This is a genomic window from Pseudoalteromonas rubra (assembly GCF_005886805.2).
Taxonomy (GTDB): domain Bacteria; phylum Pseudomonadota; class Gammaproteobacteria; order Enterobacterales; family Alteromonadaceae; genus Pseudoalteromonas; species Pseudoalteromonas rubra_D.
Map to the genome: position 1 here is coordinate 2,862,599 of NZ_CP045429.1, position 14,891 is coordinate 2,877,489.

Here is a 14,891-nt window from a genome sequence, read left to right on the forward strand (position 1 = left end):
ATGTTTAAAACGCCAACTCCTGTTACTGGCGTTGATCCACTTCTACTTTACCGTCTTTGATCACCAGAGTAACGGTTTCCATAACCTGAATGTCCTCCAGCGGATTACCTGGTACAGCAATAATGTCGGCCAATTTTCCAGCCTCTAAAGAGCCCAGTTTGTCCTGCATTTTTAGTAGTGATGCCGAGTTGATGGTTGCAGCCTGAAGCGCCTGTAGCTCATTCATGCCAAATTTAACCATACGACTGAACTGCTTACCATTTTGGCCATGGGGGTAAACCCCACCATCGGAGCCAAATACCATGTTGACGCCAGCTTTAACGGCTTTGGTAAAACTCGCCCGCTGGGTGCCACCCACTTTACGCTCTTTATCCAGGCTTTCAGGTAAAATACCGGCCTTTTCCCCTTCGCTCAGGATATATTCTGTGTTGTAAATATCCATTGAAAAGTAAGTGCCGTGTTTTTTGGCAAGCACAATGGCTTCATCGTCCAAAAAACTCACATGCTCAACTGAATCGACCCCGGCACGAATAGCAGATTTAATACCATCGGTGCCATGCGCATGCGCTGCAACCGTCAATCCTCGCAAATGGACTTCAGCTACCAGTGCCTGCATTTCCTCAAAAGAATATTGCTGTGCGCCGACTTTAGTGCCCTTTGACAATACACCACCTGTTGCACAAAACTTGATCACATCGACACCATACTTTATGTTCTCACGTACTTTTTGCCTGACAGCCCACGGGCCATCCGCTACACCAGCTGCAACCACCTTATGCTCATGGGTAAAGAGGTTATTATCACAATGGCCACCGGTGATCCCAAGCGCAGGGCCCGATGCAAATATCCGTGGCCCTGGCACGTCGCCATCGTAGATGGCATCTCGTAATGCCAGATCGGCATAACCTGGCGCGCCCAGGTTACGAACGGAAGTAAAACCCGCAGCCAATGTACGTTTAGCATTGCGTACCCCTGTAATTGCCGAGCGCGGTGCTGTACGACGTAAACGTTTATAACCGTGTACCTGAGAGTCTCCGGTCAAATGCACGTGCATATCAAATAATCCGGGCAATAATGTGTGGCCCTTTAGGTCAATCACTGTCGCGTCTTCAGGGTAAGCCCTGCGATTACTGCGGGCCACAGACACTATGGTGTTATCTTCAACCACCACAGTGGCCGGGCGGATCAACTTACCCGTCTTCACATCCAGTGCAGCATCCGCATTAAGAATCAAGGTGTCAGCAAATGCGTTGCCACAGGCCATAAGCACAGCAGCACTGATCAGAGTTGTTTTCAACATATTCGCTTCTTTTTTGTAGTAATTAGTCGAGTCAGTCTAGTCACAGCACGCTGACAAAGGCAAACTAACTGCGACTAAAAGCAATCAACGTCACGTATCCAGGCTGCAAATACACTAACTAGCTTGTCTGTGGTGCAGATGAAATCTCGTGCGTTGAGCCCTCGATTACATATCGATTAAACAAATACAAAGCGATCGCTGTCAGCAAGGCAAGACCACCAAATAGCGCCCACATTAAATCCGGGCGGCCATCCTGTTGCACCAGAGTTGCATAGCTCCAGCCAGATAAGAACCCGGCGAACAAGAAACCCAGTGCCATGGAGACGAAGTAGTACCCCATATATAAGGCTGCCTGAGAAGGCGGCGCAATGCTGGCCACATACTCCTGGCTCTTCGGAGAGGTGAGCATTTCGCCCAATGCAATCAGCAGGATCACAGTTACTATTACCGCGCCTCCCATGGCTGTCAGCTCTACTGCCATCAGAGCAAACGCGCAACACATCACCACCAGTCCGGCCGTCAGCACGTAAAAAGGACGGATCCGCTGACATAAATAACTCACCAGGATCTGGAGCAGCACAATGGCCGCAAAGTCGAGGTTAATCAAGTACTCTGGGTTAATCTGGCGATATGCTAACAACGCGCTGGTAAACTGCTGCAACTGAATCGTTGTCAACACTTCCAGTGATTGTAAGTGTGTCATCAGGGCTGAAAGCTCTGAGGCTGGCACATTCACCTTCAGATGCACCCACTCCAGGCGCAACGCTTCAGCAGTCGGCTGAGTACCTGCATGCAACTGGGCATGCAATGCCTGCACCGCTTCTTGCAGCTGCGTACTGTCGACATAAGCAAAGAACGAGACAGCATCTTCACCAAACCAAGCGATAAAGTTCAGCAAATCGCGCGTATCTACATAATCGCGAATAAACAAGGGCAAGGTATAAAACAACTGATTATAAACCGTCCAGAACCCGGCAATAATGGCCAGATACAAAGCAAAACGCACATTGCTCACTTGCATTGGCTGAGCCCACCAACTGAGATTCGATGGCCCTACTTTCGATGCAATGCGATCCCAGATCAGATTAATCACCAGCCACAATCCAATGCAAGAGAATGCTTGCGCATAGCTGAGCACCTCGACACCTGAACACATCAGCAGCAGGACAGCAACCAACAGAGTCAATGCAAAACGACCATTGCCCAATACTGACTGGGCCTCTCTGATCACGTTGCTCAGTGGCGCTTTTTCACGTTTGAGACTAGGCGGGTCACGATAAAACCACAACACGGGAATAAAGTTAACCAGGATCCAGCATGCCGACATCATAAACACCGCATCCCAGCTGATAGCGCGCAATGCGCCGGCCAGCAAAGGACCCAGAAAGCCACCAATATTCACCATGGTATAAAAAATACCAAACCCCAGGCCGCGATTGCTGTCATTGGTACTATGAGAAATGGTACCCACAACCACAGGTTTAAAACACGCAGCCCCCAGTGCAACCAAACTTAACGCAGCAAAAAACGGCCAGAAACTTTGCGCCTGACCCAGCAAATAATAGCCGGGCGCCATGATGGCAAACGACAGTAAAAACATTTTTCGATAACCGAGCTGATCACCCAGCGCGCCGGTTAGCACAGGCAAAAGATAAAGAAAAAAGGGAATGATCCCCTGTACAGCGCCACGCTCTAGATCAGTAAAACCCACGCCCCCTTGTGCACTGGGCGTGGTCATATACACAGACGACACAGCAAAAAAGCCATACCAGGCTAACCGCTCAAAAATTTCCATCAGATTAGCCACATAGAAAGCGCGGCTAAACCCACGATGCTGAATATTTCCAGTTTGCAGCTCAGGCCCTGGCTGACTGGACGGTGTACTTATCGACATTGACTTGGATCCTATTGATTATTATTGTATACAATATACATAAAACACTAATAAGAGAAAGTCAAAATGTTACGTTTGAGTTTAATAGCGCTGGCACTACTGAGTGGCTGTCAGTCGATAGAAAAACCCCATCAAGATTCCAGAGTACACTTATCACAACAGCGTGCGCAGGCCATACCAAGCCCGGCCCAGATGCGCGTTGATATTGACGTTGCTGGCAGAACCAGCACATTAAATCACATAGACATCACGTATGTCGGCAAACAAATCCCGCGCACCTATAGCGATGGCAAGATCAACAATAGTCGAGGTTACAACTGGTGGGTCAGCAAACACTTTGCGCTGAAAAGTGACTTGAGCGAAGAAAAAGTGCGCTTATATCTTGAGTTACTGGAGATGTCTTACCCTCATTATGTTGAGCTGTTTGGTATGGCGCCTGCTAACATAGCGCATCAACGTATTGCCGTGGTGTACGGCAGCTCTCGGGAGCGCGTGCGCGAAGCCATGCTGGATGACGGCTTTTTACGTGGTGTACACAAAACAGCGGGCGGTGAAACCATGTATTATAACCGTGCTGGATATAGTTTCCCCAGCCATCGACAACACCATCAGCGTTATATTGTCATCCACGAAACCATGCACGCCTTTCACATGGCACTGAACGGCCATTCGACCTGGGCACCGAATTGGATCACGGAAGGCATGGCTGATGCCATAGCAAGCCACACCTATGACAGCAACAAAAAACAGCTCAGAGTCATGGTGTTTGACCGCGCACCGATGAACTACCAGTCACTGGGGCTGGCGCAATATCATCAAAATGCAAAGCCTAGTTTTGAGCAAATCAACGACGACCCGCAGTTGCGACGGGGCCTTAACTTCTTTATTGTGCACTTTTTGCTCAGCGACCCCATCCGTTATCAGTACTTTAAGCGCTACCTGCGTTCATTAATGGCTCTGAACCCGGACTCAGAGGCCACATTGCCAACGGCCAATGCCTTACTTAAAAAAACCTTTGCAGACTGGCCAAAACTGGAGCGCGATTTTGCCAGGTTCGTCAATTCAGCACACCCCAGCTTTTATATTGTGCGTGGACCCTGGGAGCAGAATGGCGCAGGCTATTGGCTGCGCAGCAATGACCAAAAGCAGCTGCAACGCTTAGATATCACCCCAAAACACAATGCCACACACCCTGTGTTAGATTACCCGGCGCCCGCTCCTCACCCTGCCATAAACCCAATTAGTAAAGAGTCTTTTTCAGCTTTGCTGACTCTGCAACCCGAACAACACACACGGGGTGAAATAGGGATCGGCTTACTTACCAAGCTCACGGCAGACAGCCTGGCCAAACGAGCCGGACTAACTGACAAAGCAGAGTTTGAACAAGATCAAATGATAAAAGTGTTACTTAAAGATGGCACCCGGCTGTCGGTCGATAACACCTCACAGGGGACTTCTCTGGAAATTGCGCTGACACCCACAATTTTGCAAAGTTTAAAGCAAACGTCACAGCTCGGCCTGAATCTACAGCGCACCTCTGCAGGTCTCGCCATTGAGATTAAATCCGGCAGCAGCCAGCAGAACGTGCTGTTTAAAATGGCGGACGACACGTTAAGTGTAATCGATTTTCAACAGGTCGCCTTGCTTGGTCGCAACATGAACCACACGATCACCCCTTACCTGTTCGGCCACACATATAAGGTGCCGGACCTAAGCAAAGACACCGCCAATCCCTGGTACTTTGCTAATGCGGATCTGGCGCATCGGGCTTTTAATACGTGTGTCGAGTTTTCGACTCAACTGCCGGGCTGCATGGCCACATTGCGCGACCAATTAGCTCAACAAGCGAGCGTTACTAAGCATCCCGTTATTAATAAAAACCTGTACTCCCTGATGCAGGACTGGCAAGGTAAGCTCTCTGACACAGCCCTTTTTACGCTCAGTGGTATTGAATTAAAACTAAGGTTTGACGGTCAAACCCCGTTTATCTTTGCCCATAATCCGAGCGAACAAGTGGCAGAAATTACATTGCAAAACGGGACATCCTACTCCCTGTTGCCTGGTACACATAACCTGCCTCTGTCAGCCAATCACAGCACAGTTGACTATTCTGTGAGCTGGCAAGGCTTAATCCAGCCGGGTCAGATCACGCTTGCAAATCAACACTTTGACGGTGTGTATTTAAATGCACAGTTACCTCAGGATAAATCAGATATAAAGATCACCCTGACCGGTCCATATTCAGGAGACACCCATGGCAAATTGTCAGTTCAGTTTCTGCCCTATCAGACTCCCGAGGCTCAGCCAACGCTCTGGGAGCAGGACGTCACCATTGCGCCGTACGAGAAAAAGCGCTGGCAGCCACGCTTGAATGAAGCAGGCATACTTGAAAATGGCGTCCTAAAAGTAATTGCTATACTGGATGTAGATGGTGAACCCATCAGATTAGTGGAGCGCTTTAAGCTTTAAGAAACAAGCTGGGCCGACCGAATGAGTTGGCCCAGCTGCTATTAAGCCAAATATCGTTATATTGGCATAGCTGCATGTATTTCAATAACGCGCTATTTCAGGTAAAGCCCTTCAAGCTCAATTGCTGTTGGCAGGCCACCGCACGCACTTTGCTTATCATAAACAGTTACGGGCCTATCTCGTGCCTGCGCCGACAAAGCCATCGCATACCATGCGCTGTGACTGGGATCGTTAATACTCCAGCCCCACCAGCTATCTATAGCGCCGCATGCACCATAGGTAACGCCTATCTTCAGCCTCACCACCTCATCGACAACTTGTATCTCTTCTATTTTACGTTCAAATGAACTCCCGGCAAAACACAGCGAAGGGGCAAGAAAGAACAGCGGCAGAATTCTTTTCATAATACTTCCTTATCAATAACAATATTGCTACAAAATAATTGGTTAAAAATTAGAAAAATGTGGAATTAATAAGTCGCCATTATAGTCGGTAATGACAGCAACTAAATAAGAAGTAACTAATATAGTATTAGCACTTTGGAGACACGCTTAAAATCACGACAAAGCGGCTCTAAATACAACGGAGAATATACCTAAAAAAGGGAAAAAGAAAAAGATCTGGACACGACTATTTCCATTTCAGGATGGTTTATATGGAATGGGTAAAGTGCTCAACTCATAAAATACAATGAGTACCCATAAACGCCTTGTACCCACCAAGCCAAGCCAAGCCAAGCAAACAGTAGTCACTTTCAAGCGATAGCATACGCTTTTAGCCAGGCAAATTTAAGAATAGATGGTTTGGATTAGATCTGATAAATAAGAGGCTGTTGACCCATCAGCTAATAAAAGCACTGTAAAAAAATGTTAACTTGCCACTTTGTACAAGCCAGACAGGCTCGCACACAAGCGCGTTAAAATTACTTACTCACCTTTATATATGCAGCATTGTGGCAATCTGTATTGTAATAATTATGTGCCATTACTTTATCTCCAGTAGCAAATGCCGTCATTGCTGCTGAGTAGGCTCGATCATGACTCTCTTTTGACCCAGCCGCAGTCAGAGGAAAAGAAATAGATTTATTAGCACATAAGCCAGTACCGCCCTCTAGCCAAATCGTAAATGTATTCTCGTTCCCATTTGTGTTTGAGATGCCAGTAATAGTTGCGTCTTTAACGAGGTCAGTTGCGGCAGATAAATTGCACGAAAAAACGAGCAATAGTGTAGATACTGATAAACTTTTCATATTTAATCTCATGATCAATTATCAATTTAGCACAATAAAACGAAAGGTATGAAATACCTTACTACCAATTCGCTTAATAAAGTGAAATTGGTATAAGTTCAGCTGTCGAACAATCCCCAATGAAACCGCCGTCAGAGACTTGCTCAAATTATACACGACAACTCTAAACAAAGCATGTTCATTTCCCCTGACAAGGTTGCCTGACGACACGGAATCACTCTTTTTCATGATGCGCTTAAAAGCACATAAGAGTGTTCAGAATACCCCCAAACAAAACACGGTTCAGGTACTGACAGATAAGATATTCAAACCGATAAAAGCTTCTGGCGGAACTGGCTGCACCAACCACGTGTCTACAAGCCCTGCTTGCTATGTTCTGACGAAAAACCAGAGTAAATAACAGCACATTGCGGGGTAATCTTCTTAGGTAACTTTGCAACAACGTCTTTCACATTGGAGGCAAAATCCGAGTTGTCTGGGGCAAACTTAACCACATAGCATACATCCTGGCTATTTCCCGTACCGCCTGACAAGGCGTCAGAACCGAGCTCCCAAAGCAATATCACCTTCTCTTCAAGATTAAAATAGTAATAGTCATTACCCCACCTGCTTTCTGGCACTGCCCTAATATAGCCACGCTCAGATCCAGCTATTTTTGCAGAGACTAAGTGTTCAAGTCCCTCCTCATTACTAGGATATCGACCTGTTTTTAACTTATGCATTTCTAAGGCATCGGCAATATGCCGAAAATTGAGCTGAACAAAGTCTTTCTTACATCCCTGATTTTGCCAAAGCCACGGCCAGGCTGTGCCAACCCCCAAAAGCAAGAGTACAAGCAAAACAATCGTTCGACTTAACTTCATAAGGTTCCTTACGTACTAAACGCTCTGTCACGGAAGCGGCGTAATATTCCTTGCTATTTTCTTACGCGCTCACCTTGCAGCCATGCTCGAGCTCACTGTCGGCCGGCGCTTCAAACTTAGGCTCCATGAAGTCAAACATCATGTCCGTTACTTCAAACGAATACACCTTCGAGTCCTTTTCTATATTCCGTTTAGCGACTCGCTTTCTGCGAGTCTCCTTTTGTGCGTCAAGATAATGGATCTCGGCTCTAATACCTAACTCACTCGCTTTGCCGACAAAAAGATCACGCTGAGCTTTAGTCGTAAAACCCAGGTCAAGCACAACGTTGCCGCCTAATGATAGAATTTGCTCGCAAACTTCCCATATTTGCTCGTGACAACGACCCACACGCTCCATCATCCAGGAAAAATCAAGCGACTGCATATCTTTCGCAAATAATGTCTGCATCCAGGGGTCAATTGAGAACTTGACGGCCCCAACCTCCTCACATAACGACATAGAATAGGTCGTTTTACCTGCCCCGATAGGACCACAAACCAAAATTAACCGTGCCATTTTTAAATTCCTATTGTTATTTCCTGTGAACGGCACATCATACTGACCATATTATGGTGCAGACGTATCTAGTCTAATTTTGCCAGTACAACGTCTTGAGCTCTACATATTAAACCACTCATGGCCTTACAAACCAAAACCCTGACTAAGGGCACCAAGTTCAATAGTGATATAGCCCACCTCTAAGTTCAATAATACACTTGGTAACTCATCACTACTTTGTATTTATAGCCAAAAGATAAACAGTAAAGATATTAAATAGCTGGCTAAACACAGCTCAAACAACAGGTAACTCAGCTATTTTTAGAATATAACAAATGTCACTTCACGCTTTATTTTTAAACAGCAAAGGCGTAATTAGTAAACTGGCCAGCATGCAAAGTGCTATGATAAACCCAATATTTTGTAGCAAGCCTGTGTCAGAAAAAAGAAAAGTAAAAGCAATAAGCAACGCTGCTAATTGACTATAGCCTATCCATAATCTCGAACTACGGTTACCCGTGCCACGATACATCCAGATAAATATTACGGGTAAAACCAAAAAGAGTAGTACCATCAGAGGGTAGATGACCCCAGCACCGCCATATGTCACAGTTCCCTCCCTTCCGCGTAAAACGGTGATAAGCAGCAAAAAATAGTAGTCATAAAATAAACACTAATTTACTCATTGCCCCCTCGTTTAATTAATAAATAGTCTACAACACGATAAGGTGCCTGATGCCCCAAGGTTAACCTTATGTGGCAAAACGGAGCTGAGCCTGGTTGCTCTGTTATATACCGTAATCCCGCTCTACTTTTGCAATACGCACCTTAAATGACTTGTACCAAAGCTTACGGCCTGATTTTTGCGCTTCCATGTGCTCTGCATTCGCTTTCCAGAGTTTGATGGACTCCAAATCTGTCCAATAGGACACTGTAATACCTAGCTCCTCTCTAGCTGATTCAATGCCTAAATATCCGGGTTGCTGTTCAGCTAACTCGACCATTCTACTTGCAATTTCACTATAACCATTATCCTCTTCTGTTCGACTCGAGGTAAAAATAACAGCATAGTAGGGTGGCTCCGGAGTATTAGCTAACAGTGACATCTGAATTCCTTAGGTATATGTTATTTCGCTTTTCTATACACATATTGCGACAAGCAAGCTAGTTAGTTATTGTGAGCCCTGCGTACGAAAACGCCTGGAATTTTCTATTTAAAATCGGCATGGTGAACAAACACGTCTTTTTTGAACCAATTTCCCTTATGCAAAACCAACCTGGTAACAGCAATACACAAGCCAGCTTTTATGTCTGAGAACATATGCATTTCTATTTGCCGTCTTGATGAAGCCATTGTACGTTTGTTTCTTTGATACCTAAACCAGCTTTAAACTTGACAGGGAAGGCTAATGTTGGTTTTCCTGCCCAACCTCGCTCCAGGTATAAATTATACCCTTCGCCATTTCTTTCGTACCGTACGGCAGATAACCATATACCATCCCAGTCTCCCAAAAACTCCAACTCACTCAGGCTATCAGGGTAGTGACCATTTCTTAGTTTATGTAATTCTATGATTGATACAGCTGATACAAAGTTCTGCTTACCAAACTTCTCATCGGCACCGGGGACTTCAAAGTCACAGCCCAATAAAATTACCGCGAGCACTATGCTGATTATTGTTTTAAACATTTACTCTCTGTCCTTTTATAAAAATCCACACCATTTCCATGCTAGATATGATAATCAATAGCTGCTGCAGTTTATGAGGGGTTACAAGCTTATGCCACGCGTTGCGCCTTCCCCTAAATCAGATTGCTAGTTTTATTGCTGACGACTTAGCAACAAATTTGCTCCAGATATAGCTAAAAAGGTTGCGCAGCCTCTATTGAAGCGCTTTGCTATTTTCGGCTTCGTGAACCACTGCCTTAGATATACTCCGAATAGGGCATAAATTGATATTGCCACTAATTCTAAAATGAGGAAAGAGGCCCCCAAAACGAAGAACTGTTCATTTACATTGGCTGTAACATCAACGAACTGAGGTAGAAAGGCAGTAAAAATTAAGATCGCCTTTGGATTTCCTGCAGCTAATAAAAACTCCTGCTTCGCTAAACCAAGTCGGTTGCGAGTACTTTCTGGTTCGGAGACTGGACTTGCTTCCGAGCGCCAGAGATTAAAGGCAATCCACAACAAGTATGCAGCACCGGCAACTTTAATGGTCAAAAACAGCGCCTCAGATGCAAAGAGCACAACCGCTAAACCTGAAGCAGCCAAAGCAATCATGACTGTGAACGCCACAATTCGACCCAGACCAGCAATAAAAGCGGATTTAAAACCGTAACAACGCGCATTGTTCATAGACAATAGGTTGTTTGGACCAGGAGTCATATTGAGCGCAAAACACGCCAACGCAAAGAATAGTAAATTCCAAAACTCCATAAATTCTCCCCATAAATATAACGCTCTTTAGAGCGGTGAGCCATAATTGGTCAGGTTTTTAAGTAAAGCAGAGCCAATTACTATAACTCTAACTTTAAGGCTTTATAATTATCTTTTTATGTATTCATAGTAGCGCTTTCTCGCTCTTTCATTCCCAGCACCAATACGCCAACCCATATAGTTATTTACATCTTTAATTGATGCTAGAGCACGCCTTTTATCTCAATCTCTAAAATCTTACCTCAGTGGCCACGAGGAACCTGTTAAGCGCCTTGCTCACCTTCACTTTTGACCATTTTATTTACCGTTACTTTTACAGAATTGTAAGTGGTTTCAAATGTTTCTGTGATCACGAAACCTGACTTTTTGTACATTTCCTTTGCGAAAGAATTCGAAGCCGCAACATACAAACTCGCACTTCGCGAGGTAAGAGACAGTAAATGCTCTAATAAGTCTTTGCCAATTCCGTGCCCTCGATGGTTAGGGTGGACAAATAACGCCCTTATTTCTGACTCAAAGATTGCGCAAAAAGCGACTATAGACTCAAGTTCGTAAACGAATATTTGGGATTCAAATAACAGTTTGCTTCGTTCCTTGTCTTCTGACAATGGAAGTAAAGTAAACAGTGTATCTTCCTGCGACAATTCGTCTAATTTAGAGAGGTTATATATTTTTTCTATTGACAGAAAGTCGACCTCTGAATACATCCTTATGGTCAAATTTTACTCCTTACGGCTCACGTCTGAATACATGAATGCTAGGATAAATTTAGCGACAAAGAAGCTCAATCCCGCTGATTTACATCCTTGATTAATGCGTTTGATATTTGTTCTACTACACCAATACAGTTTTATGGCTTGTTCCACATGCTCTTAGTTATGCACGAGGTACTTTTTAACAGGCACTTATTTTTTGTTTTCTTCATTTGGTGGTACATATGGATATTTCATCCCTGGGGCCCATTTTATTTTCTTATCTACGTATTCAGAAAAACCAGTGCCATCCTCTATGCCCAAAACTGAATGGCCAAAACAACTAACTAGTACAACCATTGATTCAGTACCACCATAAGGGTAGTCATGAGGATGAAAGTTCAGATGGTGGCACCCATTCTCTTTCGTGATGGAAATAAGATCGTAATCTCCATTCCAGAAAGCTTCATACATTGACTCTAAATCCCATGGTGGCAATGGCATTTCAGGAGATAGGCGAACCTCAACGGCGGTCTCTGCCCAAAAGTTTTGCCATTCTTTCAGCTCTTCGTTCGATGGGTCCCAGAAATGGCGCTTTTCACTTTCCGAAAGAAACTCGCTCAGTTTCATTTCGTCTGGCCCTTTCGAAGAATCTTTCTCTTTTTTCAGTAACTCAAAGAAACTTGTAAGCCGTGCCAGTGACTCATCACCCTGTGCATTAAATTTTACGTGGCAATATTTCATTGGTTCCCCTTGAGCATATGACACTTCGCTAAAGCGTCGCAAAATAACAGACTAAAATTAGCGAAATAAGGAGCGCAAGCCTGCTGTTTTTCGTCCTTGGCTGAAACGTTATTTAGGCCTGTGTAATGATTCTTCGTTGCCAGAGCAATAACACCCCAGCAAACACAATTGAAATAAATGATAAACAGAACAGCGGTTGCGAAGTTCCGGTAACACCAAAGGCCGTTAAAATTATCAAGCTTAAAGCTAAAAACAAGCAAGTTAATCTTGTCACATTTGGAAAGTCATATATCGATTTCACACCAAAAAAAATACACGTCAACCCCAGTAAAGAAAAAGTGAACAGACCAAAATAAAATAAACTTTCAAACATCATGAATGCACTGACAGACAAACTAATCAAAGATAACACGCCCCAGCCGACTGCTGAAGGAAGTATTAAAACCATCAAAAGTAGTTGTCTTATAAAGTTATTTTTCCGATTCAAAGGTATTCCTAACGCCCGTATCTGAGGAATCCCCAGATATTCATATTTAAAATCAATGCGATGGAGACACAAGGTATTGTTTGATTTAACTTATTTCGCTAAAGCTAACGAGATAACAACACCCTGTGTATTCTCTCCATCCTATACGATATGCTTAGAAAAAACTGCCCCAAATTCATGCCCGGCATCTTGGTATTAATGCTGGCAACCGAAATGCCGGGTTTCGACAGGTTGATAAAAAGGTTGGTCATGGCTCAGACGGATGCGTAGCAAAATCACTGTTCGCGAGCGTATGTAAATCGAAGAAAACTTTCGAGATCTGAAAAGCCCTCAATACGGTATGTGCCTCAGACATAGTAAAAGCCGATGTACCCTACCGGCTCGATACACTGTTATTGCTCTATTTACTTGCGACAATTATCCTCTGGTGGTTTGGCCTGTATGCTCGCACTCAAATAGGCAACGAAAGTTCCTGGCAAATACAATCAGAGATTGTGCCGTTTTGTCGACTGTCAGACTTGGCAAAAAGGTTATTTGACGAAATGGCGTGGAAACAGTCACGCAAGACTATAAGTGAAGAGGTTTGCTTCACATCGCAGCTTGAGAGCCCTCTTTTATGAGGGGTCCACAAGCGCCGCAGTATCTAGCTAAAAATAGCTGATAAGTAATTTATGGGCACAAACAAAGGCAACTACTTTTTGTCCGCGTTTACAATTTTGTTAGGTAAACTATTGACGCCTTCGGCCTCGGCTCCAATTAACAGTCGCGCAAATAGCAACAATCAACGGAGTAATGAACAGTGAAAATATAATATATAAATTGTAGTCACTTTTTTGCTCAGCAAAATCATATTGTTCGATGCCATCAACTTTCAGAGAAAAGACGTGAAGCTTTAACAAGATATTTCTCTGTACTGCCTCAAAAGAGCGTGCATTTTGATAAAATGCCACAAGCTGTGAACACTCTCCTTCTTTACTAAATTTCATCTCAAGCCCTGATTTATCTGTAAAAAATGTTAGCTTTTTCTGCATAAACGAACGTGAGCCCTCTTTACATTCTACAGAACGTATTTCTCCCTGAAGTTTTTCAAATTCAGTAAGCTCCCCAATACTGTCAGCATACTCAAATACAGAGAATCCATATACTAAACTGCTCAAGCCTATTAACCAAAGAAACTTTATAAATGCTGGCATCAATTCTCCTGCTCACCAAAAACCATACTCTGAGGAATCTTCAGAAGGCGCCAAATACTGACATTTAGCTATTGACGCCATAACGTTTTTTAAGTACCACTATTAGTAATAATCATTTCCTTTGCAACCAGAGCAGCAGATGGTAAAAACATAGTTGTAACCACACGTTGGTCAATGACAACATCATGTTTATTTTTTAATGTTTCCTTATTTTGCGCAAATGCCCCGTTCTTATTAAGCTGGCTTTCAATCAAAAAGGGTAATAGCGTCCCTTGTTTCGCCCACTTTTTCGATTTTTCTGTGGAGTTAGGGAAACCTGCGACTTTTTTACCCTTAACGAGAAATTGCCCGGAAGCCAATTTCACGTTAGCAATACCTGCAGCCCCATGACCACCCGTGCCTACAACACCGCCCGACTGATAGATTCTGGCAATGATTGACTGTATTTCTTTATTGCTCGCCACATCAAAAACAGGGCCGTACCCTCCACCTATATATACGCCCCAGTAGTCATCAGGATTAACGTCTTCTGGTTTAAGTGAACTGTTAGCTTTACCTAAAAAGTTCTCGTATTTTATTGTATAACTGCTGATTCCGAGAGGATCCATCATAAAAGGAACTTTCCCACCTTGAGGTGATACAAAGTCCACGTCAAAGCCATGACTAACAAACACATGATATGGCGGTGCCACTTCCCATAGGTTGTTTCTTGCATCATGTTTTTCTGGATCTCCCATGTTTTCCATATTTGATACAATAATCAATACTTTCTTAGCTGGCTCAGCGTACAAAACACTTGATAGCAACAGACAAAGTGCACTAAAAAATAAACTAAAAAACTTCATAATTTCCCTTAATTAAACCTGTGCCACAAAGACACATAACCTTTTGATTTTTATATCTTATTACATTTCACCATGAATACCCAGTAATAAATTCCCGATAACAGAAACTTTTGCAAAACACTTACCTCCCCCCTCAAGTGTTCTTTGCAATGGTTCTCGCACGCTTAATGCTATCCTG

The 14,891-nt window shown here is 44.0% G+C and carries 16 protein-coding genes and 1 pseudogene; 2 read left to right on the plus strand and 15 right to left on the minus strand.

Going from position 1 to position 14,891, the window contains the following annotated elements; all coding sequences use genetic code 11:
* Nucleotides 1-22: 22 nt before the first annotated feature.
* On the minus strand, nt 23-1,300 hold the full coding sequence (locus CWC22_RS12405) for a metal-dependent hydrolase family protein (protein ID WP_125561699.1): 1,278 nt from the start codon (nt 1,298-1,300) through the stop codon (nt 23-25).
* 118 nt (nt 1,301-1,418) lie between these two features.
* Nucleotides 1,419-3,194 (minus strand): MFS transporter, encoded by a 1,776-nt coding sequence (locus CWC22_RS12410; protein WP_138537785.1) that lies wholly within the window; start codon nt 3,192-3,194, stop codon nt 1,419-1,421.
* Between the two features lie 66 nt (nt 3,195-3,260).
* On the opposite strand from CWC22_RS12410, the gene CWC22_RS12415 reads away from it, so the two are divergent.
* On the plus strand, nt 3,261-5,663 hold the full coding sequence (locus tag CWC22_RS12415) for a hypothetical protein (RefSeq protein WP_138537784.1): 2,403 nt from the start codon (nt 3,261-3,263) through the stop codon (nt 5,661-5,663).
* A 92-nt stretch (nt 5,664-5,755) separates the two neighbouring features.
* Here the strand turns inward: CWC22_RS12415 and CWC22_RS12420 are convergent, their stop codons facing one another.
* From CWC22_RS12420 to CWC22_RS12470, 11 genes are all read right to left on the minus strand, one after another.
* On the minus strand, nt 5,756-6,067 hold the full coding sequence (locus tag CWC22_RS12420) for a hypothetical protein (protein WP_125561704.1): 312 nt from the start codon (nt 6,065-6,067) through the stop codon (nt 5,756-5,758).
* 518 nt (nt 6,068-6,585) lie between these two features.
* Nucleotides 6,586-6,912 carry a DUF5992 family protein gene (locus tag CWC22_RS12425; protein ID WP_138537783.1) on the minus strand — a complete coding sequence of 109 codons (327 nt, stop codon included), beginning with the start codon at nt 6,910-6,912 and terminating at the stop codon, nt 6,586-6,588.
* Between the two features lie 353 nt (nt 6,913-7,265).
* Nucleotides 7,266-7,775, minus strand: a complete 510-nt coding sequence (locus CWC22_RS12430; protein WP_138537782.1) for a type II secretion system protein GspG — start codon at nt 7,773-7,775, stop codon at nt 7,266-7,268.
* A gap of 61 nt (nt 7,776-7,836) precedes the next feature.
* Nucleotides 7,837-8,331 carry an AAA family ATPase gene (locus tag CWC22_RS12435; RefSeq protein WP_138537781.1) on the minus strand — a complete coding sequence of 165 codons (495 nt, stop codon included), beginning with the start codon at nt 8,329-8,331 and terminating at the stop codon, nt 7,837-7,839.
* Between the two features lie 325 nt (nt 8,332-8,656).
* A complete protein-coding gene (locus tag CWC22_RS12440; RefSeq protein ID WP_138537780.1) occupies nt 8,657-8,923 on the minus strand; it encodes a hypothetical protein in 267 nt (88 codons plus the stop codon).
* A gap of 178 nt (nt 8,924-9,101) precedes the next feature.
* Nucleotides 9,102-9,419 carry an antibiotic biosynthesis monooxygenase family protein gene (locus CWC22_RS12445; RefSeq protein WP_125561714.1) on the minus strand — a complete coding sequence of 106 codons (318 nt, stop codon included), beginning with the start codon at nt 9,417-9,419 and terminating at the stop codon, nt 9,102-9,104.
* A 223-nt stretch (nt 9,420-9,642) separates the two neighbouring features.
* Nucleotides 9,643-10,002, minus strand: a complete 360-nt coding sequence (locus CWC22_RS12450; RefSeq protein WP_138537779.1) for a hypothetical protein — start codon at nt 10,000-10,002, stop codon at nt 9,643-9,645.
* A gap of 132 nt (nt 10,003-10,134) precedes the next feature.
* On the minus strand, nt 10,135-10,752 hold the full coding sequence (locus CWC22_RS12455) for a LysE family translocator (protein ID WP_138537778.1): 618 nt from the start codon (nt 10,750-10,752) through the stop codon (nt 10,135-10,137).
* Nucleotides 10,753-11,015: 263 nt separating this feature from the next.
* Nucleotides 11,016-11,471, minus strand: coding sequence for a GNAT family N-acetyltransferase (locus CWC22_RS12460; RefSeq protein WP_138537777.1), 456 nt, complete (start codon nt 11,469-11,471; stop codon nt 11,016-11,018).
* A gap of 186 nt (nt 11,472-11,657) precedes the next feature.
* The gene (locus tag CWC22_RS12465; RefSeq protein WP_138537776.1) at nt 11,658-12,188 is read right to left on the minus strand and encodes a hypothetical protein; all 531 of its coding nucleotides are present in this window, start codon (nt 12,186-12,188) and stop codon (nt 11,658-11,660) included.
* A gap of 112 nt (nt 12,189-12,300) precedes the next feature.
* Nucleotides 12,301-12,675, minus strand: a complete 375-nt coding sequence (locus CWC22_RS12470) for a hypothetical protein (protein WP_138537775.1) — start codon at nt 12,673-12,675, stop codon at nt 12,301-12,303.
* A gap of 298 nt (nt 12,676-12,973) precedes the next feature.
* Here CWC22_RS12470 and CWC22_RS24445 point away from each other — a divergent pair.
* Nucleotides 12,974-13,207: pseudogene (locus tag CWC22_RS24445) on the plus strand (IS4 family transposase); the annotation flags it as partial.
* 196 nt (nt 13,208-13,403) lie between these two features.
* Here CWC22_RS24445 and CWC22_RS12475 read toward each other — a convergent pair.
* Together CWC22_RS12475 and CWC22_RS12480 are read right to left on the minus strand one after the other, a co-directional pair.
* Nucleotides 13,404-13,868 (minus strand): hypothetical protein, encoded by a 465-nt coding sequence (locus tag CWC22_RS12475; protein WP_138537774.1) that lies wholly within the window; start codon nt 13,866-13,868, stop codon nt 13,404-13,406.
* Nucleotides 13,869-13,957: 89 nt separating this feature from the next.
* Complete coding sequence (locus CWC22_RS12480) at nt 13,958-14,713, minus strand: type 1 glutamine amidotransferase domain-containing protein (RefSeq protein ID WP_138537773.1); 756 nt, start codon at nt 14,711-14,713, stop codon at nt 13,958-13,960.
* Between the last annotated feature and the right edge of the window lie 178 nt (nt 14,714-14,891).

Coding starts and splice junctions, on each gene's coding strand:
- CWC22_RS12410 (WP_138537785.1), bottom strand. CDS start 3,194: ATGTCGATAAGTACACCGTCCAGTCAGCCAGGGCCTGAGCTGCAAACT.
- CWC22_RS12415 (WP_138537784.1), top strand. CDS start 3,261: ATGTTACGTTTGAGTTTAATAGCGCTGGCACTACTGAGTGGCTGTCAG.
- CWC22_RS12445 (WP_125561714.1), bottom strand. CDS start 9,419: ATGTCACTGTTAGCTAATACTCCGGAGCCACCCTACTATGCTGTTATT.
- CWC22_RS12450 (WP_138537779.1), bottom strand. CDS start 10,002: ATGTTTAAAACAATAATCAGCATAGTGCTCGCGGTAATTTTATTGGGC.
- CWC22_RS12420 (WP_125561704.1), bottom strand. CDS start 6,067: ATGAAAAGAATTCTGCCGCTGTTCTTTCTTGCCCCTTCGCTGTGTTTT.
- CWC22_RS12455 (WP_138537778.1), bottom strand. CDS start 10,752: ATGGAGTTTTGGAATTTACTATTCTTTGCGTTGGCGTGTTTTGCGCTC.
- CWC22_RS12425 (WP_138537783.1), bottom strand. CDS start 6,912: ATGAAAAGTTTATCAGTATCTACACTATTGCTCGTTTTTTCGTGCAAT.
- CWC22_RS12435 (WP_138537781.1), bottom strand. CDS start 8,331: ATGGCACGGTTAATTTTGGTTTGTGGTCCTATCGGGGCAGGTAAAACG.
- CWC22_RS12480 (WP_138537773.1), bottom strand. CDS start 14,713: ATGAAGTTTTTTAGTTTATTTTTTAGTGCACTTTGTCTGTTGCTATCA.
- CWC22_RS12475 (WP_138537774.1), bottom strand. CDS start 13,868: ATGCCAGCATTTATAAAGTTTCTTTGGTTAATAGGCTTGAGCAGTTTA.
- CWC22_RS12465 (WP_138537776.1), bottom strand. CDS start 12,188: ATGAAATATTGCCACGTAAAATTTAATGCACAGGGTGATGAGTCACTG.
- CWC22_RS12405 (WP_125561699.1), bottom strand. CDS start 1,300: ATGTTGAAAACAACTCTGATCAGTGCTGCTGTGCTTATGGCCTGTGGC.
- CWC22_RS12430 (WP_138537782.1), bottom strand. CDS start 7,775: ATGAAGTTAAGTCGAACGATTGTTTTGCTTGTACTCTTGCTTTTGGGG.